The 25,858-nt window shown below is 35.0% G+C and carries 24 protein-coding genes and 1 pseudogene; 7 read left to right on the forward strand and 18 right to left on the reverse strand.

Annotated elements, in window-relative coordinates; all coding sequences use genetic code 11:
* Positions 1-459 precede the first annotated feature (459 nt).
* From nifJ to A9G45_RS14665, 3 genes are all read left to right on the forward strand, one after another.
* The gene (nifJ, locus tag A9G45_RS10685) at positions 460-4,002 is read left to right on the forward strand and encodes a pyruvate:ferredoxin (flavodoxin) oxidoreductase (RefSeq protein WP_065568024.1); all 3,543 of its coding nucleotides are present in this window, start codon (positions 460-462) and stop codon (positions 4,000-4,002) included.
* A gap of 276 nt (positions 4,003-4,278) precedes the next feature.
* A complete protein-coding gene (locus tag A9G45_RS14660) occupies positions 4,279-4,902 on the forward strand; it encodes an aminotransferase class I/II-fold pyridoxal phosphate-dependent enzyme (RefSeq protein ID WP_218057110.1) in 624 nt (207 codons plus the stop codon).
* A gap of 26 nt (positions 4,903-4,928) precedes the next feature.
* A complete protein-coding gene (locus A9G45_RS14665; protein ID WP_442903102.1) occupies positions 4,929-5,465 on the forward strand; it encodes an aminotransferase class I/II-fold pyridoxal phosphate-dependent enzyme in 537 nt (178 codons plus the stop codon).
* A 77-nt stretch (positions 5,466-5,542) separates the two neighbouring features.
* Here A9G45_RS14665 and A9G45_RS10695 read toward each other — a convergent pair whose 3' ends face one another.
* The 4 genes from A9G45_RS10695 to zapB all read right to left on the reverse strand — a co-directional run bounded on the left by A9G45_RS10695 (position 5,543) and on the right by zapB (position 9,021).
* Positions 5,543-6,007 (reverse strand): C40 family peptidase, encoded by a 465-nt coding sequence (locus tag A9G45_RS10695; RefSeq protein ID WP_065568023.1) that lies wholly within the window; start codon positions 6,005-6,007, stop codon positions 5,543-5,545.
* A 22-nt stretch (positions 6,008-6,029) separates the two neighbouring features.
* Positions 6,030-7,388: a GTPase/DUF3482 domain-containing protein gene (locus A9G45_RS10700; RefSeq protein ID WP_065568022.1), complete on the reverse strand. Its 1,359-nt coding sequence runs from the start codon at positions 7,386-7,388 to the stop codon at positions 6,030-6,032.
* Position 7,389: 1 nt separating this feature from the next.
* On the reverse strand, positions 7,390-8,694 hold the full coding sequence (locus A9G45_RS10705) for a DUF2868 domain-containing protein (protein ID WP_065568021.1): 1,305 nt from the start codon (positions 8,692-8,694) through the stop codon (positions 7,390-7,392).
* A gap of 81 nt (positions 8,695-8,775) precedes the next feature.
* Positions 8,776-9,021: a cell division protein ZapB gene (gene zapB, locus A9G45_RS10710; protein WP_065568020.1), complete on the reverse strand. Its 246-nt coding sequence runs from the start codon at positions 9,019-9,021 to the stop codon at positions 8,776-8,778.
* A gap of 100 nt (positions 9,022-9,121) precedes the next feature.
* On the opposite strand from zapB, the gene tpiA reads away from it, so the two are divergent.
* On the forward strand, positions 9,122-9,886 hold the full coding sequence (gene tpiA, locus A9G45_RS10715) for a triose-phosphate isomerase (protein WP_065568019.1): 765 nt from the start codon (positions 9,122-9,124) through the stop codon (positions 9,884-9,886).
* Positions 9,887-10,159: 273 nt separating this feature from the next.
* Here tpiA and A9G45_RS10720 read toward each other — a convergent pair whose 3' ends face one another.
* The 4 genes from A9G45_RS10720 to corA all read right to left on the reverse strand — a co-directional run bounded on the left by A9G45_RS10720 (position 10,160) and on the right by corA (position 12,957).
* The gene (locus A9G45_RS10720) at positions 10,160-10,582 is read right to left on the reverse strand and encodes a YcgN family cysteine cluster protein (protein ID WP_065568018.1); all 423 of its coding nucleotides are present in this window, start codon (positions 10,580-10,582) and stop codon (positions 10,160-10,162) included.
* Complete coding sequence (locus tag A9G45_RS10725; RefSeq protein ID WP_176701643.1) at positions 10,579-10,827, reverse strand: YcgL domain-containing protein; 249 nt, start codon at positions 10,825-10,827, stop codon at positions 10,579-10,581. Before A9G45_RS10725 ends, A9G45_RS10720 begins: the two co-directional genes overlap by 4 nt.
* A gap of 25 nt (positions 10,828-10,852) precedes the next feature.
* On the reverse strand, positions 10,853-11,812 hold the full coding sequence (locus tag A9G45_RS10730; protein ID WP_065568017.1) for a glucokinase: 960 nt from the start codon (positions 11,810-11,812) through the stop codon (positions 10,853-10,855).
* Between the two features lie 203 nt (positions 11,813-12,015).
* Positions 12,016-12,957 (reverse strand): magnesium/cobalt transporter CorA, encoded by a 942-nt coding sequence (gene corA, locus A9G45_RS10735; RefSeq protein ID WP_065568016.1) that lies wholly within the window; start codon positions 12,955-12,957, stop codon positions 12,016-12,018.
* A 219-nt stretch (positions 12,958-13,176) separates the two neighbouring features.
* Here corA and A9G45_RS10740 point away from each other — a divergent pair, with 219 nt between their 5' ends.
* Positions 13,177-13,698, forward strand: a complete 522-nt coding sequence (locus A9G45_RS10740) for a single-stranded DNA-binding protein (RefSeq protein ID WP_065568015.1) — start codon at positions 13,177-13,179, stop codon at positions 13,696-13,698.
* Between the two features lie 370 nt (positions 13,699-14,068).
* A complete protein-coding gene (locus A9G45_RS14495) occupies positions 14,069-14,227 on the forward strand; it encodes a hypothetical protein (protein WP_176701642.1) in 159 nt (52 codons plus the stop codon).
* A 951-nt stretch (positions 14,228-15,178) separates the two neighbouring features.
* On the opposite strand, the gene A9G45_RS10750 is transcribed toward A9G45_RS14495, so the two are convergent.
* From A9G45_RS10750 to A9G45_RS14170, 3 genes and pseudogenes are all read right to left on the reverse strand, one after another.
* On the reverse strand, positions 15,179-16,246 hold the full coding sequence (locus A9G45_RS10750; RefSeq protein WP_065568014.1) for a beta family protein: 1,068 nt from the start codon (positions 16,244-16,246) through the stop codon (positions 15,179-15,181).
* 620 nt (positions 16,247-16,866) lie between these two features.
* A pseudogene (locus A9G45_RS14755) lies at positions 16,867-17,042 on the reverse strand (helix-turn-helix domain-containing protein); the annotation flags it as partial.
* 129 nt (positions 17,043-17,171) lie between these two features.
* Entirely contained in the window at positions 17,172-17,318 is a 147-nt protein-coding gene (locus tag A9G45_RS14170) for a helix-turn-helix domain-containing protein (RefSeq protein ID WP_065568013.1), read from the reverse strand.
* Between the two features lie 311 nt (positions 17,319-17,629).
* Between A9G45_RS14170 and A9G45_RS10760 the strand changes: the two genes are divergently transcribed.
* Complete coding sequence (locus tag A9G45_RS10760; RefSeq protein WP_065568012.1) at positions 17,630-18,292, forward strand: MarC family NAAT transporter; 663 nt, start codon at positions 17,630-17,632, stop codon at positions 18,290-18,292.
* 22 nt (positions 18,293-18,314) lie between these two features.
* Here A9G45_RS10760 and A9G45_RS10765 read toward each other — a convergent pair whose 3' ends face one another.
* From A9G45_RS10765 to rpsA, 7 genes are all read right to left on the reverse strand, one after another.
* Positions 18,315-19,007, reverse strand: coding sequence for a DUF2461 domain-containing protein (locus A9G45_RS10765; protein WP_065568011.1), 693 nt, complete (start codon positions 19,005-19,007; stop codon positions 18,315-18,317).
* Positions 19,008-19,010: 3 nt separating this feature from the next.
* Entirely contained in the window at positions 19,011-19,775 is a 765-nt protein-coding gene (gene kdsB, locus A9G45_RS10770) for a 3-deoxy-manno-octulosonate cytidylyltransferase (protein WP_065568010.1), read from the reverse strand.
* 14 nt (positions 19,776-19,789) lie between these two features.
* Entirely contained in the window at positions 19,790-19,975 is a 186-nt protein-coding gene (locus tag A9G45_RS10775; RefSeq protein ID WP_065568009.1) for a Trm112 family protein, read from the reverse strand.
* Positions 19,976-19,978: 3 nt separating this feature from the next.
* Entirely contained in the window at positions 19,979-20,986 is a 1,008-nt protein-coding gene (lpxK, locus tag A9G45_RS10780) for a tetraacyldisaccharide 4'-kinase (RefSeq protein ID WP_065568008.1), read from the reverse strand.
* 101 nt (positions 20,987-21,087) lie between these two features.
* The gene (locus A9G45_RS10785; protein WP_065568007.1) at positions 21,088-23,394 is read right to left on the reverse strand and encodes a DNA internalization-related competence protein ComEC/Rec2; all 2,307 of its coding nucleotides are present in this window, start codon (positions 23,392-23,394) and stop codon (positions 21,088-21,090) included.
* 333 nt (positions 23,395-23,727) lie between these two features.
* Positions 23,728-24,018, reverse strand: a complete 291-nt coding sequence (gene ihfB, locus A9G45_RS10790) for an integration host factor subunit beta (RefSeq protein WP_065568085.1) — start codon at positions 24,016-24,018, stop codon at positions 23,728-23,730.
* Between the two features lie 97 nt (positions 24,019-24,115).
* Positions 24,116-25,798: a 30S ribosomal protein S1 gene (gene rpsA / locus A9G45_RS10795; RefSeq protein ID WP_065568086.1), complete on the reverse strand. Its 1,683-nt coding sequence runs from the start codon at positions 25,796-25,798 to the stop codon at positions 24,116-24,118.
* Positions 25,799-25,858 lie beyond the last annotated feature (60 nt).

Raw genomic sequence — 25,858 nt, forward strand, 5'->3', positions numbered from 1 at the left:
AATGACACAGAATTTTGAACACTCTTGGAAATAGGTATCACCAGTTTGTAGTATATCAATTACTTGCTTATCTGATATTTTGTCAATCAATTTGGCTGTTGCTTTTGTTTTTAAAAATCTATATATCTACCCATAACATATTGATGAATTTTAGCATAACATATCTAAAACATATCAACGTCATCCTATTAATGATTACCTTGCGCTTTTATGCTCATTATTTTCTATTCTTATTTTAGTTTTTTAGCTTGCTGATATCATTTTTATAATCGTCATTTAGGTATATATTAATTTAATTAATTGAATTAATTAATTTTGTCTTTTTATGTTTTTATTTTGTAAGGCAATAGCAAAATGTTTAACATAAAAATAACTAAAAGCTATCTTAGTTTCTGTTACAATATATTAATAATTAAAAAGTTAGTAATGTCATAACGCTATAAAATTAAAGGTTTTTTAATGATCATATCAGATGCTAATAGTGCAGTGTCATCTGTTGCTTATCGTGCAAACGAAGTCATCGCTATTTATCCAATTACGCCAAGCTCAACAATGGCAGAGCAAGCTAGCACATGGGCGGAATTTAATAAGCCCAATGTGTTTGGCGATACGCCACGAGTAATTGAAATGCAATCCGAAGCAGGCGCAATTGCTACGGTTCATGGTGCATTAATGACTGGTGCGCTTGCGACTTCGTTTACTTCGTCACAAGGTTTACTTTTAATGATCCCATCGCTATATAAAATAGCTGGTGAACTTACACCTTTTGTTTTGCATGTTGCTGCACGAACAGTTGCAACGCATGCCCTTTCAATTTTTGGCGATCATTCTGATGTCATGGCCATTAGGCAAACGGGTTTTGCCATGCTTTGTTCAAGTTCGGTGCAAGAAGCACAAGATTTTGCCTTAATTGCACAAATGGCCAGTTTAAATAGTCGCCTTCCTTTTGCTCACTTTTTTGATGGATTTAGAACATCGCACGAAGTTAATAAAATCTATCCACTGAGTGATGAACAGATCCATAACTTATTACCGCATAAGGCTATTAAAGCTTATCGAGCACAAGCTTTAACGCCTGACAAACCAATAACACGCGGTACATCAGCTAATCCTGACACCTATTTTCAATGCCGAGAAGCAATAAATACCTATTATGATAATGCTTATCAGCATGTTGTTAATGCTATGGATGCTTTTGCAATAGAAACAGGCAGAAGATATCAGCCTTTTGAATATTACGGCGCTAGTGATGCCGAACGCATTATTGTGATTATGGGATCGGGAGCTAGCACAACCAAAGAAGTGGTTGATGTGCTACTTAAACAAAATGAAAAAGTTGGTGTTGTGATCGTTAGATTATTTCGCCCTTTTTCTGCCGAACATTTACTTGCAGTGATCCCAAATACTGCCCAAAAAATCGCAGTTCTTGATAGAACTAAAGAACCAGGAGCGCAAGCCGAACCTCTGTATTTAGATATTATTACTGCTTTTGCCGAAAGCCTATCGCGAGGAGAGCGCACATGCATGCCACTGATTGTTGGGGGGCGTTATGGGTTATCGTCAAAAGAGTTCGATCCTCGCTGTGTACTTGCGATTTTTACTGAGTTAAGAGCGGATAAGCCAAAACCTCGTTTTACTGTTGGTATTTATGACGATATAACAGGTCTTTCTTTACCATTACCAAACTGCTCTATCCCACAAAAATCTGCACTTGAAGCTCTTTTTTATGGGCTCGGTAGTGATGGCACCGTTTCAGCAACCAAAAATAATATTAAAATTATTGGCGATAGCTCACCTTTTTATGTACAAGGGTATTTTGTGTATGACTCTAAAAAGGCCGGCGGTTTAACTGCATCTCACTTACGTGTCAGTTTAGATCCAATCGATTCACCTTATTTAATTACCAGCGCCCATTTTATTGGTTGCCATCAAGATCAGTTTATCGATAAATATCAGATTGTTGATAAACTAAAAGATGATGGTATCTTTTTGCTTAACACACCCTATAGTAAAGATGAGATTTGGCATCGTCTACCCAAAGAAGTGCAAGTACAATTAATTCAAAAACGCGCACATTTTTATATCATAAATGCGGCCAAAATTGCTCGTGAATGTAACTTAGGTGCCAGAATAAATACCGTCATGCAAGCAGCATTTTTTCACCTTGCTGAAATTTTCAAAAATGATTTTAATATCAGCCAATTAAAAGAAGTCATTGCTAAAAGTTATAGTAGTAAAGGGCAAAATTTGGTCGAAAATAACTGGAAAGCTCTCGATTTAGCTATTGCTTCGTTGGAACAAGTTCCGCTTAGTTGCGTTGATCAAAGCAGTGCAACTATGCCATCTATTGTGCCAGCTAATGCACCAAATTTTGTTAAAACAGTCACTGCTGCCATGTTAGCTGGTTTGGGTGATAGCTTACCTGTATCAGCATTTCCAACTGATGGCACATGGCCGATAGGCACAACTAAATGGGAAAAACGTAATATTGCTGAAGAAATTCCGATTTGGCAACCCGAATTGTGTACTCAATGTAATCATTGTGCCGTTGCTTGCCCACATGCAGCCATTCGAGCCAAAGTTGTTGAGCCTAACGATATGGATAATGCACCAGATTCATTAAGCTCGCTTGAAGTGAAAGCTCGCGATATGAAAGGCCAACGCTATATATTACAAGTTGCGCCAGAAGATTGTACTGGTTGCAATTTATGTGTTGAAGTTTGCCCTGCACGTGATCGTAATAATTTTGAAATTAAAGCCATCAATATGCAATCACGTATCGACAATCTTGATACTCAGCGAGCTAATTTTGAATACTTTACCGCATTGCCAGATCGTGATATCAAAACGCTTGAACGCATTGATGTACGTACATCACAATTACTTACACCACTATTTGAATATTCTGGTGCTTGCGCTGGTTGCGGTGAAACACCATACATAAAATTGTTAACACAACTTTATGGCGATCATTTAGCTATTGCTAATGCTACTGGTTGTTCATCAATATATGGTGGCAACCTTCCATCATCCCCTTATACCACTGATCGTGATGGGCGAGGACCTGCTTGGGCAAATTCGCTATTTGAAGATAATGCTGAGTTTGCATTAGGTTATCGCATTACTTATGATCAACATAAAAAACGAGCATTGCGTTTGCTTGATTATGTTGCAGGCGACATTTCACCAGAAATTGTTATCGCTTTAAAATCATCAGAAACATCAATTGCTGAAAAACGCCAACAAGTCGCCTTGTTACGTGAACAGCTTGCCCATTTAGGTTCTGCGCAAGCACAAGAATTGATCGAAGATGCCAATTATTTGATTGATAAATCAGTTTGGGCCATTGGTGGCGATGGCTGGGCTTACGATATTGGCTTTGGTGGGCTTGATCATGTGATGAGCTTAACGGATAACGTCAATATATTAGTATTAGATACTCAGTGTTATTCTAATACTGGTGGCCAACAGTCAAAAGCAACCCCTATGGGCGCTGTATCAAAATTTGCAGATTTAGGTAAGCATAAAGCCCGTAAAGATCTTGGTGTTAATATAATGATGTATGGTCATGTCTATGTCGCACAAATTGCGTTAGGCTCGCAACTTAATCAAACACTTAAAGCTTTGCAAGAAGCCGAAGCCTATAATGGACCATCGCTAGTTATTGCTTATAGCCCATGTGAAGAGCATGGTTATGATCTTGCTAAATCACACGAACAAATGAAAGATTTAGTCAAATCAGGATTCTGGCCGCTGTATCGTTACGATCCACGTCGCATGGCTGAAGGTAAGCCTGGTTTATTGCTTGATTCAAAAGCACCGAACAGCGATTTATTATCTGGGATATTATTGAAAGAACAGCGTTTCCGTCGCTTAGAAACACTTGAACCAACAATTGCTAATACCTTACATGAACGTTCAACTAAAATGGTGGATTCTAAATATAAATTCTTACAGATGCTGGCAACCTATTCAGACATAGAAACACCAGCAGAGAGTTAAGCGCTATTATCCACGAATAGTTGATAACATATCCCTCAAAGAACCGTTAATAATAGCGGTTCTTTTTTTGCGCCCTTTTTGCACAGTAAAGCGCCACATTAGTGCACACTTAAATCAGCATGATGTACATAATGTAGATGTTAAACAAGAATAATCATTATTTTATTATTTTTATCACACAAAGTGCTTCCTTTCTTGCACTTATTATAAGCTTGGTATTATTTTTGCATAATTTATTATTGACCACATAAAAAATAATTAAAGATGAGGTGAATCATGGTGTGTAACCTAAATATCAGTAGAAGAAAGCTATTAACATTTTCAAGTGCAGCAATTGCCGGATTATCCGTTAATCAACTATTATCTAAAGCGTATGCTCAACAAGCACAAAATTCGACTTCATTCTCACTGCCGGTGCTTGATAAAGCCGTAGTGCCAGATGCAACTCACCCTATTCGGCTCAATTTTAACGAAAATGCGTTGGGCATGTCATCATTAGCCAAACAAGCAGCCATTGATGCTGTTTGGAAAGCAAATAGATATGCAAAAGCTGAAATGCCACTTTTAAATAAAGCATTAGCTCAATACCATCAAGTAAGTGATACACAAATTCTTTTGACAGCAGGTTCATCAGAAGGGATCCGTAGTACTATTTCTGCTTTTGTAAAACGTGATGCTCAATTAGTGATACCCGAACTCACCTATAGTGATGGTGAACATTTTGCCAAAATATTTCATTTAAAAATCACTAAAGTGCCATGTTTAACCGATTGGAAAATTGATATAAACGGTTTAAGAAAAGCGGTTGAAAATTATCAAGGATTTTCTATTGTTTATTTAGTTAACCCCAATAATCCTACTTCTCTGTATTTGGCATTAATGAAATTGAATCATGGATAAAAAGTAAACCTAAAAACACCATTTTTATTTTTGATGAAGCTTATGCCGAGTTTGTCAATGATCCAGCTTTTGAGTCAGCAGACAAATTTATTACCCAAGGGTATGACAATATTGTACTGCTTAAAACATTTTCTAAAATTCATGCAATGGCTGGATTACGAGTAGGTTACATTGTCAGTACAGAAGAAAACACTAAAAACATAGCCCAGTATGTAGCAGGCGAAAAGCTTAATTACTGTGGAGTTTGTGCGGCATTGTCATCACTAAAAGATACTCAATATTTGGCTTATTGTAAAAAAGTAATTGATGTATCACGTGAAATTATGGAAAAAGTATTGTCCGAGCTTGGATTTCATTATCTTAAATCAGAAACCAATTTTATGTTTCATAAAACCTCTATTGCATTAAATGATTATCGGGAATTAATGAAAGAAAAATTTATATTAGTTGGCCGAGATTTTTCCCCTGCCACTGATTGGTGTCGTATATCACTTGGCACTCCGGAAGAAATGCTTTATGTAGCAAAAGTAATGCGTGAATTAAGACAAAAATCAATGATTTAATTATAGAGGAAAAGAATAAAATAACATTAAAGCACTCTAAATAGATTGAATTTAGAGTGCTTTAATTTCATATAGATTTAGCTTTTGCTAGTTATTAAACGGCGTGCCATCCAATAATGCTTCTTCCAGTAACTATCATTCAAGTTTGAATAAATCACACCTTTTGATGTTGAAGCATGTAAAAATTTACCATTAGCATAATAAATCCCAACATGTAAACCACTGCGGCTACGGCCTGTCTTAAAGAATACCAAATCACCTGCTTTAGGCTTATTAACTTTAACACCTAATCGAGCTTGCTCAGCCGCACTTCTTGGTAAGTTTTTTGAGAGTTTGTTTTTGAAAAAATTCATTACCAATGCAGAACAATCACTACCCGCTAACGTGGTGCCTCCATAACGATAGGGCGTATTTTGCCATTTTTTATAATGGGAGTCTATTTTAGCTAACATAATCGAATCAGATTTAGTTTTTTTGCTTGAAACCTGAGGTTGGCTAGAACTACAGCCAAATAGCATAAAAATAGACAAAACAAATGTCATTATTAGAAAACATTTCTGCGTGCTAATGCAACTGCTCAGCAACGTTCCTAATAGTCGATTGCCATTTTTTATCATTTCTTTTTGTTCCTTTATTTAAAGTCGACCAATGCGAATAACGTCTAGCTACCTTTAAACTTTTAGGCAACACACCTTTTTCCCATTCTTGTTTGTCTAATTTTGATAACTTAATAGGCGATGTGTTCGCATGGCTTCGATAATTTAAACTTTCTTTAAGATTCATAAGCCTTAAAGAAAAAAAACAAATAATCACATCATCAATACTTAATTTTCTATATCCAGAAAGTTGGTATCGCATTCTAGAGCCATAATGTTTAGCTGTTTGCATTAAACTACCAACAGCGCCCCCAATTAAGGCTGCTGAGCCAAGCGTAATTCCGCCTGCAGCTAAATCGATGCTTGCCCCAATAGTTGCACCTGACACAAAACCTTTTGCCAGCTGTTTGCTCATCGTTTTTAGCGCATCTATATTAAATAGATCGGCATTATAACGACCTTTTATTAAAGGTAAATGCTCTTCACTCTCTAGTACAGAATTGAATTGATAAAGTTTTAACAATTCGTTTATTGCTAATTGTTCCCGCTTTCTTACTTGATTTTGCATATCTACAATAGCTTGTTTGTCATCTGACTTTACCATTTTATAAAAAGCAGTGACATCAACTAATGCTTCTGCGATAATCAAATTAGCACTGTGATTGCGAGATTCGCGCATTTGCACAATGTGATCTAGCCATTGTTCTAAAATAACCTTTGCAGGTTCAATTAATAAAGCTAGGCTTTTGTACAGCCGCTCCTCGCCGTCTATGGGTGACACTATAGCATCAAACTTTATGATAGCATGAATCCCCACACGTGAAAGCAATTTTTTCCATTCCTTTTCATTTTTTTCCTCATGGGCAGTAAAATTTAGCACGGCTAACAATGGCTTATCACCGCTGGCTAAAATAGTCAATTCATCATGATATTTAGCAAGAATAGGTTCTCGCACATCAATAACATATATAGCCGCATCACTTTTTAATAACTGTCTAATGACTTTGGCTTCTTGATCAAAAGAATTTTCTGCTTCAGGACTTTGTAAAAAATTTGTTAATTTATCAACACCATCGAGCCTACTATTTGCTGGCGTTATATGATTAATATAATCATATAATGCCAAGCTGTCTTCTAATCCAGGCGTATCATAGAAAATGATTGACTTTTGCTCATCTAAAGGCACTTTAATGGACTCAACATGCCGAGTTGTTCCAGGTTTATCAGAAACATCACCAAAGCGACTATTTCGAGTTAAAGTTCGTAATAACGAAGTTTTACCTACATTTGCATGCCCTACCACGGCTAATTTTAATGTTGTTAACATGTTAAAATTCCTCGTTTAACCATGTTGGTGTAGCTGATTGTAGTGATAAAACCTGCCAATTATTAAGTTGCTTACCTTGATTAATAAACCAAATTCGGTTTTGTTGTGATTTATTCATCAATTGATTAATTAAATTTAACATTCCCCTATCAGGAGTCCTATCAGTATCAATAGCAATTAATAATTTTTTAGCTGGTGATAATTGTAAATAATCTAAAATATTACGGCGTTGCTCGCGTGTATTTAAAAAACCTAAAAAAGTAACTGAACCTGGTGGTGACCAATCTTCCTGTATGTCAATGGCGACCAAAAAAGCGCCTTGCCCATCTTCTATAAAGTGGTTGGTTAAGCGAGATACCTTATCTTTTCCTTTACTATCCGCATCTTCAACATTAACTAACAATGGTTGTAAGTCATTAGCTAACAATTGGTAACAGGCAGTTTGAGTATTTAATTTAATTTGCCGACAGCTTATTATCCAGTTAAGCCCGCAAATCACCATACAGAGCAATCGAATGATTAATCCATAAACACAAAAAATCCCAAGTAGCCAAATTGCCCATGCAGAACGTGCGTCACTGGCATTTAATGCTTGTTCACTGAGTCTTATAATATCATTGTTTGGAATAGTAAAACCGATTAAAGAAGGCAACCAACCAAAATAATGAGTTAAGTTAATAATAGCATCCGAACTCAGTAATGTTGTTTTCCACTCAAATCGATAATGTTGAGTTGAAAATAAAACAACTAATACTAATAGCGCACTACTTAATATAAGGGTCCAAAAAAGATTGAGAACAAAACCAATTAACCAACGGATACGTACACCAAATAACTCAACAAAAGCGGGAATAAGCTGCTGTACTGTCTTTTTCTGAGAAAATTTTTTAGTCAGCCATAGCCAACAATAAACAAGTAAACTCCCACCAAGATTTGAAAAAAAGAAAAAAGAAAGTAACCAAATGCATAAGGTAACTAAATGTACGCCTAATAAGCTAAAAATAGCCCAATACAAATTAATCGGATCTTGGCTTAAAGCGCCAAAAGCCAAGGTTGCCCCAAATATAGTGGATAAAAAAAGTAATATAATAAAAGAAAGTTTTGCTGCACGTAATAATGTTTTTTGCGCTGAAAGCAAACCATTTTCTTTAGACAACATGACAGCACGCATCACAATACGATTAGTAAGTGATGTCTGCATCGCTCTTACTTGTCTATTAATATCTTGATCTGCAAACCGCCCAGATTCGTTTTCAATTAAATGAATAGTCTGAGTGATCCATAAAGATTTTAGCTCTTCTCGCATTGAACTTAAATTTCGTCATAGCCTTTAGTAAAAAATAAAACAAACGCGACATAAGTCGCGTTTACAAGTAAAGTAGCTAACTTATTGGGTAATTTCACCTATTTTAGTTAATAACGTTTGAATACGTTGTTGCCACATTTGTTGATCTTGTTTTAGCTTGTCATTTTCATCACGCAACGCTTTCATTTCATCAGAACTATCATTAATCAACTGTTCCAACTCCTGATTGCCTTGTTTTAAAGTAGCAATCTCTTGTTGTAATGTCGTGATAGTATTAACAGTATGTTGGATTTTACTCTCTAATTGATTCAATATTTCTAATGACATATTTTTCCTCAAGCTCAAATTATTTGGTGTATAATGCCAATCATTATACCGAATTCATTCTAAAATCAACACTATTTTAAACTTTAAGTTGGAGAAAATTATGCGTAAACCACTTGTTATGGGAAATTGGAAGCTCAATGGTAGTACCGACATGGCTAAAAGCTTAGTCGCAGGGCTACGAAATGAGCTATCAAATAACACGGCTTGCAATGTTGCAATAGCACCACCGGTAGTCTACCTTGATTTGGTAAAACATCAGTTAGATGGCTCTAATATTATTTTGGGAGCTCAAGATGTCGGCATTAATCTGTCTGGTGCTTATACAGGTGAAGTCTCTGTTGAAATGCTAAAAGATATCGGCGTTAGCCATATAATTATTGGGCATTCAGAACGTCGCACTTACCACAAAGAATCTGATGAATTTATTGCTAAAAAATTTGGTGTAATAAAAGAAGCTGGTTTAGTCCCTGTTTTATGTATTGGTGAAACAGAAGCAGAAAACGAAGCTGGACAAACACAAGCTGTTTGCGCTCGCCAAATTGATGCGGTAATTAAAGCGCTTGGCGTTCAAGCATTTATCGGCGCAGTTATTGCTTATGAACCCGTTTGGGCGATTGGAACTGGCAAATCAGCAACTCCAGCACAAGCACAAGCTGTTCATAAATTTATTCGTGACCATATAGCTAAACAAGATGCTAAAGTTGCTGAACAAGTAATCATTCAATATGGTGGTTCGGTTAATGACAAAAATGCCGCTGAGCTATTTACTCAACCAGATATTGATGGGGCATTAGTTGGTGGGGCATCACTAAAAGCAGATGCTTTTGCAGCAATTGTTAAAGCCGCTGAGCAAGCTAAAAAATAAACCACATATATAAGAAAAATATATAAGAAAAGGCATTTATTGCGCCTTAGCTCATTGTTAATAGACCTCGATATAATTCGAGGTCTATTTATTGATGCCTTTATTTCTACTGAGGACTAAATTAATTACTTCCTATTGAGACTATCTGTCTGATTTTTAACAACAAAAAATCACTTTAGGTTATTAACAATCCATACCAAATTGAGTATAGAAATACCTATTAAAAACGCAGGTTTAACCACAGTTTTAAGAAGGCAATAATGCTGGTCTGTATTAGATAATGTGATCTTCCCAACAGATCACATCTTTTTCGTAAACAATGCGATTTTTAACCGATATTTTTAGCTTATGCATAAGCTTCTTATTGCCTGTAATAAGTGGGTGCCAATCAGGTAGCGTGCCTTTTTCAGAAAAATAACGATACGTGCAAGTAACAGGTAACCATTCGATAGTAAGTAAATTTTCACGTGTTAACTTAATACAATCTGGTTCATAATCAAAGCGATTATAATAATGTTTACACTGACAAGTATTAGAATCAAGCAAATTACAAGCCACATTGGTGTATAAGATTTCGTCCGTATCTTCATCCATAAGTTTATTCAGGCAACACTGACCACAACCATCGCAAAGTTGTTCCCACTCTTCGTCGCTCATTTTATCTAACGTTTTATATTCCCAAAATGGTTCAATCATACCTTAAAATCATCTTCTTTTAACATCTGCAAGAAAAAGCCATCTGTTTTTATTTTTTGTTCGATTTCATCTGAAGAGCCAACAACAAAACGTCGTTTGCCATCAAGTAATACTTTCATCACAAATACTGGCGTACCAAAAATCGAAAGTATCTTATCTGGAATGCTTGAAAAGTTATTTTCATGTTCCATATATAAATAACAGTTTTCTTTTTTGGTACTTCGATAAATATAACACCACATCATAAAATAAAACCTTATCAATAAATCTTTATTTAAGACTATTTTGCAAATAAACACCTGCACCCAATAGCCCTGGATCCTCATGAGTTATTACATAAACGGGGATTTTTTTGACTAAATATGACATTCGACCTTTATGCTCAAATGCCTCTCTAAATGGTGATGCTTTAAAAAACTCAATAAAACGCGGTACAATCCCTCCAGCAATATAAACCCCACCTTGTGTATTAAGTGTTAAAGCCAAATTACCACCAAACCGCCCCATAAAGGTACAAAAATAAGTTAAAGTTTGCAAACAAAGTGGGCAACTATTTGATAAAGCATTGTTGACAATAATGTCAGGTGTCACCTCTTCTATAGGTTTATTATTAATATGTAACAAAGCTTGATAAATATTAACAATGCCACTGCCTGAAAGAAACCGCTCGGTCGAAACTCGTCCAAATTTTTTTCTTAGTTGAGCTAAAATACGATCCTCTTCATCACTAATCATCGGTAGCTCTGTGTGCCCACCCTCACCAGATAAACTAACCCAGCGTTGGTTAACTTTGATTAAATGAGAAACACCAAGCCCAGTGCCAGCGCCATAAATTGCAATTGGATAATTTAAATCAGGCTCACCGCCCTCAATTTTAACTAATTCATTTTTTGATAATTGAGGAATCGACATTGACACAGCGGTAAAATCATTAATTACTTCCAGTTTTGTAAGATTTAATGCTTGAATCAACTCAGAACGTGAAAATGACAAATCATTGTTTGTCAGATTGATCACATCCTCGCTATCAATGGGGCAAGCAATAGCAATACAAGCCATTTTAACAGTTACTGATTGGGATGCTAAATAATCTTTAATTAATGTTAATAAAACATCATTTTTTGAGATAAGAATTTTAGTGATTGCCGATAACTTATTAGTTGTTAAATCATACAGTGCAAATCGCGCATTGGTTCCACCAATATCAGTAACTAGTGCATATTGACTCATGTTGTTCCCTTCTGTGACAAATTAATTATACTAATTCAAATAGCAGTATTTATATGTATCCGCTATACAAAGTGCAACAGGTAATATTATGAACTATTTATCATCATTTAACTAATTTACCTTAATGATATTACTTAGGCGAGGCTCCGCTAAGCTAAGTTAGCGGAGAAAAAGTCTTAAAGATTATTTAAAATAACCAAGAACTATAACCATTTTTTTAGTTTAAAATAAATATAAGGTGCAACCCCCGCTAACAACATTAATAGTAACGAAAATGGATAACCATATTCCCATTTTAATTCGGGCATAAATTCAAAGTTCATACCATAAGCAGAAGCAACCACAGTTGGCGGTAAAAATACAACCGACACAACCGAGAAAATCTTAATAATTCGGCTTTGTTCTATATTGATGAAGCTAGTCGCAGCTTGCATTAAAAAGTTTACTTTTTGAAATAACGACTCATTATGAGGAACAAGCGACTCAATATCTCGAATAACTTCACGTGCTTGTTCAAGCTGATCGGTCGGCATTTTGGCGCGACGAACTAAATAGTTAACCGCACGTTGGCTATCCATTAAACATAAGCGTACTTTCCATGCAGTATCTTCAAGCTCTGCCAATGAGGTGATCGCTTCATCATAATGTTCCTGTGCAGAACGATCCATAATAATGGAGCTTAGCTCTTCTAATTCGCTATAAATATTTTCGATTTGATCAGCTAATTGCTCCACTTTAACTTCAAATAAATCAAGCAATACTTCATAGGGATTACCATCAATCATAGTTTGATAACGTGAGCGCATTCGGTACAAGCGAAATGCGGGTAGATCACGTTCTCGCAATGTAAATAGTCGCCCATTATGCACAGTAAATGCTACTGTTGAATTGCCTGCTCGATCTTCTGCATCAGCATAAAAAAAGAAAGAGTGAACATGTAATCCTTCATTATCCTCAAAAAAACGAGCTGACGCTTCAATATCATCTAATTCAATACTCGTTGCTAAGTTTTGCCCTAAATGTGTTAAAACAAAATCACGATCGGCCTCTTCTGGCTCTATTAAATCAATCCAAGTCGCATTATTTATATCGTCTTCATTAATTTTTACCAATTGTTTGTTTTTTAACCCAAACGCATTAATCATAAGGTCTCCAGTAGGGGAAATATGTTTAGAACAATACATCAACAAATGTCGGGTATTATACTCGTTATAGTAACAAATTCCTATGATTAGACTAATGTTTCTATATCTTTACAAAATGTGAACAAAATTCCATTAATAGAATTAAATTCGCTGATATTACTATAGTCTCATGCTACAATACATAGTTTAAAATACTTATGCAATTTTTAGGAGTTAATAATGGCCAATCGAGGAATAAATAAAGTCATTTTAGTTGGTAACCTAGGTCAAGACCCAGAAGTTCGTTACATGCCGAATGGTAACGCGGTTGCTAATCTTAGTTTAGCAACATCAGAATCCTGGAAAGATAAACAGACTGGCGAAACTCGTGAGCGCACTGAATGGCATCGAGTTGTTGTTTTTGGTAAATTAGCCGAAATTGCAGGTGAGTACATAAAAAAAGGCACTCAAGTGTATATTGAAGGTCAATTACAAACAAGAAAGTGGCAAGATCAATCAGGTAACGATCGTTATACAACAGAAGTTGTTATCAACCCAATAGGCGGTACATTGCAAATTTTAGGTTCTCGCAATAACAACGAAGCAGCAAGTAACGGTTCATGGGGACAAAGTGCCAATAATTATTCATCTGCGCCAGAAGCACAATCTCGCCCAACAATGCAAGGTGCACCAACTTCAGCCCCTCAACCCGCAGCTATGCCTGAGCCTCCAATGGATTTTGATGACGATATTCCATTTTAAATACTATACATAAAACATAAAGAAACCAAGAGATGCATTTAATATCAATGCATCTCTTTTTTACATTTGTTGGTCACGCTTTATGTACCTACCCCCTAAAATAGTGCAACAAAAAAGTAGAAAATTCTCTATGATAAAAGTAAAAGGGGATTTAATGATAAAAAAATGACTGAACATCAAATCGTAACTATTTTAAAAGTAGCTGAACCTTTAAAAGTAGCTGAAACCGGTATGATCCTCGCAAAAAATGAACAAATGCCATCTCTATGATATAACTAACAATCATAAGGGACACATTATGGTCAAAAAATTCAGCACAGAGTTCAAATAACAAACGGTTGATTATGCATTAGCTAATGCGCATTTTCCATTGGCTAAAACCACTAACTATTTAGGTATTGATAAATCAACGCTGGATAAATGGCTTAGGCAACTTAACCCTAACAAAACTAGTAAACGCGAGCTAATTTGTGAGCAACAAAAAATGATTGCGCTAGAAAAAAACAAAGCACAAAAAAATAGCCAATGAAATGCTAAAAAAGGCGTATGTGTACTTTATCAACCATCCAAGTCGGTGAAGTACCAATATACGAAGCAACATTTGTTACCATACCCATTACCGCTAATCTTCCGTCAGTTAAAAGTTAGCGTATCAGGTTATTCTGTTTGGCTAAAGCGTGAATCAAATCAAATGAACTATTTGAGAATATCAAAGCGCTTTATTGGCAACATAAAGCTCGTTTAGATGCACCAAGCTTAGTAGATGATATCAAGGACAAGGGCTAGGATGTATCATAAAGAAAGATTAGATTAGATTAGCTGAGCATGATAAAAATCAGTCAGAAAAACCATTGATTTTATTAAAGTTTTTATTTTATAACATAATGAAAAATAATCACATTAATTCTTTTGCTACAAGCCTATCATTATGATGTGCTGACTAATACATAAAGTATATTGATAAGTATTTAGTTTGTAACTCACTCAAAATAGACTAACAAACGTTTATTGATACCTATTCAAGGCGGGCTTTTGCCAAAGTCTATACTAAAAAATCAGTTTAATTGTAGCTGATAAAGCGCTTTCTTTTTCGATAGAGAACAGATGCCACTATTACGCACACCAATCAACCTAGGCACAGAATATAATGGACATAAAGGAAAGCCATGCTTATGAACTTTATCCTAACTAGCAGAGATTGAACACACCAAAACCAAAGCTTATAGCCCGCAGACGAATAGGATTTGTGAACGATTTCATAAGACAATAAACACCGAATATTACAATGTAATGTTCAGTCGTAATATTTATACTGAATTATGCATTTTTTTACGCCTAAATCGTCTTGAGTTTCTATGTTTTTGGCTAGTTCAGTCACTAACTCTCTTGATTTTTTTCATCCATTTTTATTCACCTATTTTTTGTACATTAGAATAAGTTAAAAATAGGCAAATACACAAATTTATTTACAGGATCAAGCTTAAGGCATTCTGGCAATAGAAGTAATATGTTGATTAATCCTTATGCCATCCCATGTTCCTGAATGACCATTATTAATGGTTTTATTTGCAATGTTATAAATTTGAGTGTCTCCCCAACTAAAATAATTACCGTGATAAAAATTTTCTGAAACAAGGCAATTAGCTAAATCAATAAATTTACTAAATTCATGGTTATTGCCCGTTTTCATTTGATACCAATTATAATTATCGTAGTAAGTTACACATGGTATTATTTGCATTCCAGGAACATATTCAATTGGAGATGTTGGGTTAGTTGCACCATAGTCTCCATAAATTAGGTTTATTCCTTGAAATGAACTTTTTAAGTTAAAATATAGAAGTAAGTCAAGATTAGGTATTACATCCCAAACATCTCGATTGGGTGTTTCAGAGTGAGGCATTGCTTCCCCAACATCTCGATTGGGTATTTTTTGTGATGGAAATGATGTTGAGATTATTGAAACATCAATACCCTCATATTCAATTGAAAGCCTCTGTAAAATATAATCCAATCTATTTTGAATTACATTGATATTTTCACCAACTATTGATCCTATATCGCATAATACTAGCATCTTCTTAACATCATATGATGCCGCTAATAATGCAAATAAGTTATTAATTGAGCTTTGTGACAAATCCGTTATTCTTAATGCAATTTTTTTGTATTGTCTATTTTCAAGTTTAAATAAAAATTGAAGATTATCTCTCGTTCTAGACGGTAATATACTGATAACTGGGATTAAATTGTTATTAACATTAACAATTCTTTCATAAAATTCGTATTTATGTTGAAAAGCATTAGTATGATCTAATAAACCATTAACTTGATTATACTCATCATACATATCAGGAGTAATAAAAGAAGCGTCAATCATAAATGGATAATTACCCCAATTAGGGAGAAAATTATTGAATAAGTAATCCGCCTTTAATTCTCCTCTTGTATTTATAAACGGCAGAATTTGATTTTTATCGCTGTCATACGTGTTAACTAATGCATTGATATCATTCATTCCTAATCTTAAATTTACTATATGAAACATTGTTTTCTCCTTACTTTCTAACTGGTTATATTATCTATTTTATTATATTCAAAAAACTCAAGCGGCTAGCTGTGTTTTCTTAATAGTATTGATTGGCTTAACATTACCTTGCCGTGTATGTAAAGTTGATCTAGCTCATCTTCATGTATTTTTCACGAGTCGTACAGTTTATTGTCGGATTTCACCCGAATAATATTTTTATATTACTTGTAATCGTTTGGCATATAAATTACGTATAGTAGCTCAAACTTAAACTAACGAACACTAATTATTCACCAGAATTTATTTTAACAAAATGTATGTCTAATGCACAAAATAAATTCTCCAGTTACTTTTCTTTAACTAACGCCTTTGTGTTTAGCCAAGTTGACCACGGTGTTTTGCCACAAAAATACTTGCCTAAATGCGCTCTTTCTTTATTATAAAATTTCAGCTTTTTTTTAATATCCTATTGAATTTTAGACAATTCATTATAAATCTTACATCAGAACATCACATCATAACATTCGGTTTTCATCGTTTTATAAAATTGCTCACCAATCTCATTTATCTGTTGGCTGTATACTTTGGTTTGGTGTACTTTGCATCTTCGAAGCTAAAATAAAGTTTATAAATTAGTTTTTACGAATTATTTTCTGAAGCGCTAGCACACCGCTTTGCTTATAAACTTTTTTGAAGCGATAATAGCTATCCCGACTATACCCCATCACTTTACAGACTTGTCGAACATTTCCTAACTGTTTGCTGAACGCTAAAAGACCTAATTTAGGTTGATGATTTTTGCTGTTTGATTCATTTCTTTTCTGCCACGCCTTTTTTAATTATAAAATAACTCCGATTCCGATTGTTGATGAAACACACATGTGCCTTTTTTAGTTCAATAATTTTTTGCTGATCACTAGTTAGCTCAAGTTTATTGGTTTTGTTAGGATTTAAGTTGTCTACCCCATTTATCCAGTGTTGATTTGCCTATTCCTAAATGGTTAGCGATTTGAGCTAATGAAAAGTGAACATTAGATAAAGCATAATCCATCGCTTGTTGTTTGAAGCCTGCACTGAATTTTTTGACCATAATGTGTTCCCCTATGATTGTTAGTTATATCATAGAGGTAACATTTGTCTATTTTTTTGCGAGAATCACTTTCTCATTTTATTACCTCTTATTTATATAAATTGTTTTTCTAAAGCATTTCAACCTGCGATTACGCCCTAAAAATTAGTCAGAAAAGGTATTGATTTTATTTAATTTTATTTCAATGCTTTATAAAAACCAATACTGCTTTATCCTATTTTTTAGTTATTTTTAAATAACTTTATTTCGAGCATTTTTTATATATTTCAATTATACTTAGCTACAGTTTTTGTTAGATACCAAGCACATTTATGTTAGAACTTTTACAAACTGTCGGTTTTGGTTTAATTTTATTTATTCCATTAACTAATCCATTAACCACTGTGGTACTGTTGTTAGGTTTATCGGGCGATATGACCAATGAGGAGCGCAATTACCAATCGAAACTCACGTGTATTTATGTGTTTATGATTATGGTGGTATCGTTTTATTGCGGGCAACTGGTCATGAATACATTTGGTATATCAATTCCAGGATTACGCATTGCAGGCGGTATGATTGTTGGCGTTATTGGCTTTAGAATGTTATTTCCTCAGCAGCCTGCGCATAAAACGCTGGAGGCCGATGCCAAAAAGAAAGAAGTGTCAAATAATATTGCTTTTGTCCCGCTCGCCATGCCAAGCACCGCAGGACCGGGAACCATTGCCATGATAATCAGTATGTCATCAACAGTAAAAAGCGGTGGTTATGATGTTGCAACTTGGGTTATTTACTCTGCTTCAATATTAGTGCCTTTACTGCTATGTATTATTCTTTGGTTTTGTATGCGCAGCGCAGGTAGCATAATGCGTTTTATGGGGAAAAGTGGCATTGAAGCCACTACAAGAATCTTAGGATTTTTATTGGTTTGCGTTGGAACGCAATTTATTATCAATGGCGTTAAAGAATTAATATTAAACTTTCCTAATATCTAATATTAAAGCTCATGTTACAAAACTAAAATGCGGGTATGTTTTTAATTAACTCAACCCGCATTAAATAATCATAAAGCGGAACTAATTGCTTAAATCCTTTAACCAATTTTTGTGGTAAATCAGCATTTAATATATCTTCAATATGATTGCTTGTCACCATAACAGCAAGATTTTTACGGTTGTACCATGTCGCTATTTGGGTATCTTGTTCTTTGATTAACGGTCGTTTATAGCTCTCACCTACAAGTTCAAATGGTTTTTTAATACAACGTGTCATCAATAAAAACTTTTTAGTATCATGAAGAATTTCTTCTCGAAAAATATCCATCGTTTTTTTGGATGAGCAGTAATAGCCAAGTCCATATTGATAACTGCTTGGGCTGATTTCAAAAAAATAGGCTGGTGCTTCTTTCCAATCTCGATTAGGTCGTTTAAAGGTCAACCATAATCGGCTACGATAAAGTGATTTGTCATTTGAAAAACGTGTATCTCGATGAATGCGTGAAATGGTTTTACCTATAGCGGGTTTAGTTTCAAACCATTCATCAATTTTGAGCATTTCGGGGGTTAACTGTTCCACCAATAGCCTAAACGGCCTAATTAAATCGTTATCATAAATCGCACGATGTTCTTCAAACCATGTTTTGCTATTGTTGATCCAAGCATCTTGTAAAAAATTAAGTCCAGCTGGTGTAAACCCCGTAAAGTTTGCCATTGCTTATTCCTTAAATAACGTTCTTACTTTTTCTAAATCTTCAAGCGTATCAACACCAATTGCAGGAGGCTGTTTTGCCACAGCAACATGAATTTTTTCGCCATACCAAAGCACTCTAAGTTGTTCTAACATCTCAATTTGTTCAAGTGAAGTTGGCATCCAATTAATATACTGGCGAATAAAACCTGCACGATAAGCATAAATACCAATATGACGAAGATAAAAATCACCAATACTGGATTGTTTTAATAGATCAGTCGATTTAGCAAAACGATCGCGTTCCCAAGGAATTGTAGCACGTGAAAAATAAAGCGCATAGCCATCTTTATCGGTCACAACTTTAACAGCACCAGTATCAAACGCTTCCTGAGCAGAATGGATCGGCACGGCTAACGTAGCCATTCCTGTTTTATATTGCACTAAATTCTCAGCTACTTGATCAATAACAATAGGCGGGATTAAAGGTTCATCGCCTTGCACATTGACAATAATTTCATCATCAGCAAACTGATAGCTATTTATCACCTCGGCCAACCGTTCAGTACCAGAGTTATGTTTATCGCTAGTAAGTATGACCTCACCACCGTACGCCTTGACTACATCAAAGACTTGCTGATGATCGGTTGCAATAATGACACGATTGGCTGATGATTTTTTTGCTTGTTCCATTACTCGTACAATCATAGGTTTACCATGAATATCCGCTAGTGGTTTAGCAGGTAGGCGGCTTGATGCGTATCTAGCGGGAATAATAACCGAAAAATTCATAATTAATACCTTATTTATTCTTGGTTAGGCTGTGGTCGGTTAAGCGGTTTAGCTTCACACTCAAGCAATACGGGAATGTTATCTTTGATTGAATAGATTAAATTATCAGCATAGCAGATTAACTGTTGATTATGGGCATCATATTGCAACTGACCATGGCATTTAGGACAAGCAAGTGCATTTAAAAGGGTTTCTTTCATATTTTATTCTCTTTGGGATTGTATCTTCGTTAATAGCAAACAGATTTGCTCAATAGCTGGCGCTGGTATCTGCGCATCAATAGGTAAGTACCACCAATTTTGTTGGGCAAACTGCCTGCATTTAACTGCATCTTTTTCTGTCATTAAAAGGGTTTGCTGACAACTTGCCACATCATTTAATAACGACAAAGTAAATTTTTGATGATCAGCAAAAGAAACGGTTTTAGTCACATTAGCTTGCATTTTTTCCAACATATCAAAAAAGCGTTTCGGATGGCTAATACCCGCAATAGCACAAATATTTTGCAAGGATGATAATGGCTTTTTTTCTTGAGTAAGCAAGTTCACTGCATATAATGGCGTTAATTGCATTGTATAGGTTTTATGGGCATATTTCGTTGCTAAATTATTTATGCTATCCCCATTTATGATAATTAAATCAACTGATTTTAAACGGTCTTCTCGCTCTCTCATTGGTCCTGCTGGCATCCACCATCCATTACCAAATAAGCGCTTTCCATCAACCACGGCGACTTCAATATCGCGCTCTAATGCATAATGTTGCAACCCATCATCTGTTAAAATAACATCTAATTGGTACTGGTTTAATAATGCTTGAACAGCTTGCGAACGATGTGGAGCCACCGCGACAGGCACATTAGTGCGTTGATAAATAAGTACAGGTTCGTCACCCGCTTGCGCCGTTGTGGTGGTATCATTCAATATAAGCGGATAGTTATCAGACTTACCACCATAACCCCGTGAAACAACGCCAACTTGTAATCCTTTTTGTTTTAGTGCTTCAATTAAACCAACAACCAGTGGTGTTTTACCATTGCCACCCACGGATAAATTGCCAACAACGATAATCGGGACAGGAGAGCGCCAAGACTTAAGCACGCCAACTCGATATAAAAAGCGACGAACAAATGCAATCAAACCATACAACAAGGCAAATGGTATGAATAACCAAAATAAACAATTTTTACCATACCATAGTTTTTCAATCATAACTTTAACATCACTCAATTACATTTAGTAAAATTGTTTTATATCTTAATATCGATATAACAATTATTAAAACGGCTATCTATAGCGAAAGATAATCTATTTTACTCATAAATTGGTAAACTACCAAACCAATCATGATACCAACGAGGAGTAATTTCTTTTCGCATGGTTTTTAAGCTCCATTTTTGTTTATCAAAAAACAGGCTTATTTGCCCTGACCTTGCGGTAATATAATGATTTAGCTTTAGATCTTGATATTTTTTCATTACTTTATGAGATGGCAGTTTCCAAGGATTATAACGGGACGTTGATACCAACGAGACTACGGGGTTAACATGATTTAAAAATGCATAGCTTGATGAAGTGTTACTACCATGATGTGGAATTTGCAAAATGGTAGATGCCAACTGGTTTCGATATGTTGTGACTAATTGATACTCCTGATTTCGTTCTAAATCTCCAGTTAATAATACAGAAAATCGCCCATCAGTAACTTGTACCACACAGGAATCGTCATTTTGTGCATAACCAACCAATTTTTTCGGCCACAGCACATTAAATGTCAAATCATGCCAAATAATACGATTACCCGCTAAGCATGGATAAGTATTATTGTAATCAGAAGATGAACTCATTAACCATGCCTTTGGATAAACACGTTGAAGCATAGTCAAACCGCCTGCATGATCATTATGTTGATGACTGATGATAATACCTTCCACGTTCAAATTATGCCACTGTAGAAAAGGAATAATAACTCTTTCCACAGCCGAACTTTTATCCCATTTTGCACCTGTATCATATAAAATTGCTGATTTGCCATTATGAATAACCATAGCCAACCCATGCCCAACATCTAACATATCTAGCCGCCAACGATAGTTCTGATCTTTAAAAAATGGCAACAGTAACATCAGCAAAATTACCAGCAAAGTCATGCTAAATCGGCGCCAAACACCGGTGCGTATTATAACTATAATTATCCAGCTGAAAAAACTTAATAAATAAAAGTCGGAAGGAATTTTAATCCATAACCAATTAAGCCAATCTAAACTTAAAAACAACCATTCCAAAGACTTATCAGCAATAAACCAAAACCATAATGCAATATAAAAACAGTCAACTGCGCTACATATTAACGCAATTAAAATAATTGGAAATGTAAATAGTGAAATAATGGGAATCGCAATTAAATTAGTTAAGATCGAGACGGCACTCACTCCTTGAAAGACAAAAAATTGAATAGGTAGCAATAATAAGGTTAACCCAAACTGCAAATGCAATAGCCTTATTACATACCAACGTTTTTTATACTTCATTATTTTAGGGAGTGGTAACCAGTCAAACCAAAAAATCAAGCTTATTACCGCATAGCAAGATAACCAAAAACTTTCAGATAAAATCATTAACGGATCAAATAACAATAATAACGCAATAATTCGATTGACTTTTTGCCATGCACTTATTTGTTTTTTTTTATAACGCAAATAAATCCAGATAGATAAAGCAAATATGGCGCGCAAAGCTGGCGGATTTAAGCCTGTTAACCATGCATAAAAAAATGCACATAACCAGCCTGCTATAATCGGAACGAAAAAATGCATAAAACGCTTTGGAATAAAAAACAAGCAAACTTTGATAAAAAAACAACTCATCCCAAAAACTATTAAGATATGCATACCCGATATTGCCATTAAATGGGCAATACCAGTTTGCATCATCACTGTACGATGTGAATTATCTAATTGGGAACGATCGCCAAAAGCGAGAGCAAGTAAAATGCCTTTATAACGAAACAAATTGATATAGGGTAATGCCGAATCAGTAATTGCTTGCTTTACATCAGATTCATCTAGCAATAATTCTGCATCAACTAATTTAGCTGATAATAAACTTCGATTGACAATAGAAAAACGTTGGCTATCAAATCCTCCCTCATTTAAGTAACCGTGTGCTACTTTAACTTTTAATGTTAATTGCCAAATTTGGCCAGATTTAGGAAGTGCTAACTTATCCCAATAAACTGTGATTGGAATATTATTAGGAAGCATATGGTCTGAAACAGAAAAAATAGAAAACGACAAATGATAAGGCTCATTTGTTGTTATTTGGCGTGTATTGATACTTACTGCTTTAGCTTTAACAATTAATATTTTGTCAATATAAGGCGTGATATTGGTTAAATATTGCTTAGAATAAGCAATAGACCATAAAAAACCTAAACAAAATATAATAAAAATAGATAGAAGCCAACGAAATTTATCTGAAGTCACTAACAACAAAATAACTAAGGTAACGGCAATAAAATACCACTGAAAATCAGAAAATAAATGTGGTAAAAATAGTAATGGTAGGCAACCTAATGAAAACATAATAGCCATTAAATCAAGGGAACAACTTTGTCTCATTAGTGCCTACTATTGTTAGTCTAAACTAACAACTAGCCTATCACTTACTATCATAAAAAAATAAATGGTTTTGAAATTTTTGAGAAGTCTTCCAATTTGATCATTAAACCAGATACAATTTACTAAAAATTGTTAATAATCTTTCAAATTTTAAAAATTGCAAACAATTCATAATGATGAAAAACAAAATATGAGAAGATCTTAGTTAATCAATAGGAGTAAATGAATTTACTAAACTGATGAGTGTAATTAAATAACAGTAATGGCATTACTTAAAATAAAAAAGCCATTGATTTTACTCAAAGGCTTTTAGTTAAATATAGAATTTAGAGATTATGCTTTTGCAGCGTTGTTTACTCTTTCACGCAACTCTTTACCTGGTTTGAAATGAGGAATGTACTTATGTTTGACTTCAACATTACCGCCAGTTCTTGGATTTCTAGCTTTGCGTGGAGCTCGATAATTTAAACTAAAACTACCAAAGCCTCGAATTTCTACACGATCGTTACCTTCCATGGCTAAAGCGATCTGCTCGATGATATCTCTAACCGAATCGTCAACTAGTTGCACAGGAAGGTGTGTCCGCCAGTTTACAATTCGTTCTACTAAATCTGATCTGTTCATGATCACTCCTAATTTTTTATGTGGCATGGAATTTACCCATTCTATACCACAAAAGAAAAAGAGGGCAAGCCCTCTTTACTCTTTACATAAACATTTTTTACTCAGTTTTTGACGCAGCTTTGAATGCTTCAGCCATTGCATTAGTAAATGATGCATCTTCTTGAGTTGAAGAATTATTTACAGCCGCAAGTGCTTCTTTTTCGTCAGCTTCATCTTTTGCACGCACTGATAACGAAATTGCACGAGTTTTACGATCGATATTGATAATTTTAGCTTCAACTTCATCACCAACTTTTAATGCAGTTGTTGCATCTTCAATACGCTCACGAGCAATATCTTGTGCTTTTAAATAACCTTCAATACCATCTGCAATTTCAACGGTTGCGCCTTTAGCATCAACTGCAGTCACATTTCCTTTAACAATTGCACCTTTTTTGAAGTTAGAAGCAAAACTGCTAAATGGATCGTCTTCTAGTTGCTTAATACCTAAAGAGATACGCTCACGTTCTGCATCAACTTGTAGTACAACAGCTTCGATATCATCGCCTTTCTTATAAGCTTTAACGGCTTCTTCACCTGGCATATTCCAAGAAATATCAGAAAGATGAACTAAACCATCAATACCACCTTCTAAGCCGATGAAGATACCAAAATCAGTGATTGATTTGATCTTACCACTAACTTTATCGCCTTTGCTATGCGAATCAGCAAATTGTAACCATGGGTTTGGTTTACATTGTTTAAGGCCAAGAGAAATACGACGACGTTCTTCATCAATTTCAAGTACCACAACTTCAACTTCATCACCAAGGCTAACAACTTTAGAAGGATGAATGTTTTTGTTTGTCCAATCCATTTCAGAAACGTGTACTAAACCTTCAACGCCAGTTTCAATTTCAACAAAGCAACCATAATCAGTTAAGTTGGTTACTTTACCTGTTACTTTAGTGCCTTCTGGGTAACGTTTAGCGATTGAAACCCATGGATCTTCGCCTAATTGTTTTAAGCCAAGAGAAACACGTGAGCGGTCTTTATCAAATTTAAGTACTTTAACAAGTAATTCTTGTCCTACTTCAACCACTTCACTTGGGTGTTTAACACGTTTCCAAGCCATATCAGTGATATGAAGTAAACCGTCAACTCCACCAAGATCAACAAACGCACCGTAATCAGTAAGATTTTTGATAATACCTTTAACTTCTGAACCTTCTTGTAGATTTTCAAGAAGTTGTTCTCTTTCTGCGCTATTTTCAGATTCAATAACCGCACGACGTGATACAACAACGTTGTTGCGTTTTTGATCTAACTTAATAACTTTTAATTCAATTTCTCTGTTTTCGATATGAGAAGTATCGCGTAATGGACGAACATCAACAAGTGAACCAGGAAGGAACGCACGTACGCCATTAAGATCAACCGTAAAGCCACCTTTAACTTTACCATTGATAACACCTAAAACTGTTGCAGCATCTTCAACTGCTTTTTCTAATACTAACCACGCTTCATGGCGTTTAGCTTTTTCACGAGATAAGATGGTTTCACCAAAGCCATCTTCAATTGAGTCAAGTACAACGTCAACAACGTCGCCAACTTGAACTTCTAATTCGCCTTGGGCATTTTTAAACTGCTCTACTGGGATTGCTGATTCAGATTTTAATCCAGCATCAACTAAAACAACATCTTTGTCGATTGCAACGACAGTACCACGGATCATATTACCAGAACGAGTGTCTAGCTGATTTAAAGACTCTTCAAAGAGTTGAGCAAAAGATTCAGTCATATTTATATACTTAAATTAATATTAACGTCCACATTACATCATGTCTTGTGGGGTTGTTTA

The organism is Gilliamella sp. HK2, from assembly GCF_001690265.1.
In the GTDB taxonomy this organism is placed as follows: Bacteria; Pseudomonadota; Gammaproteobacteria; order Enterobacterales; family Orbaceae; genus Gilliamella; species Gilliamella apicola_C.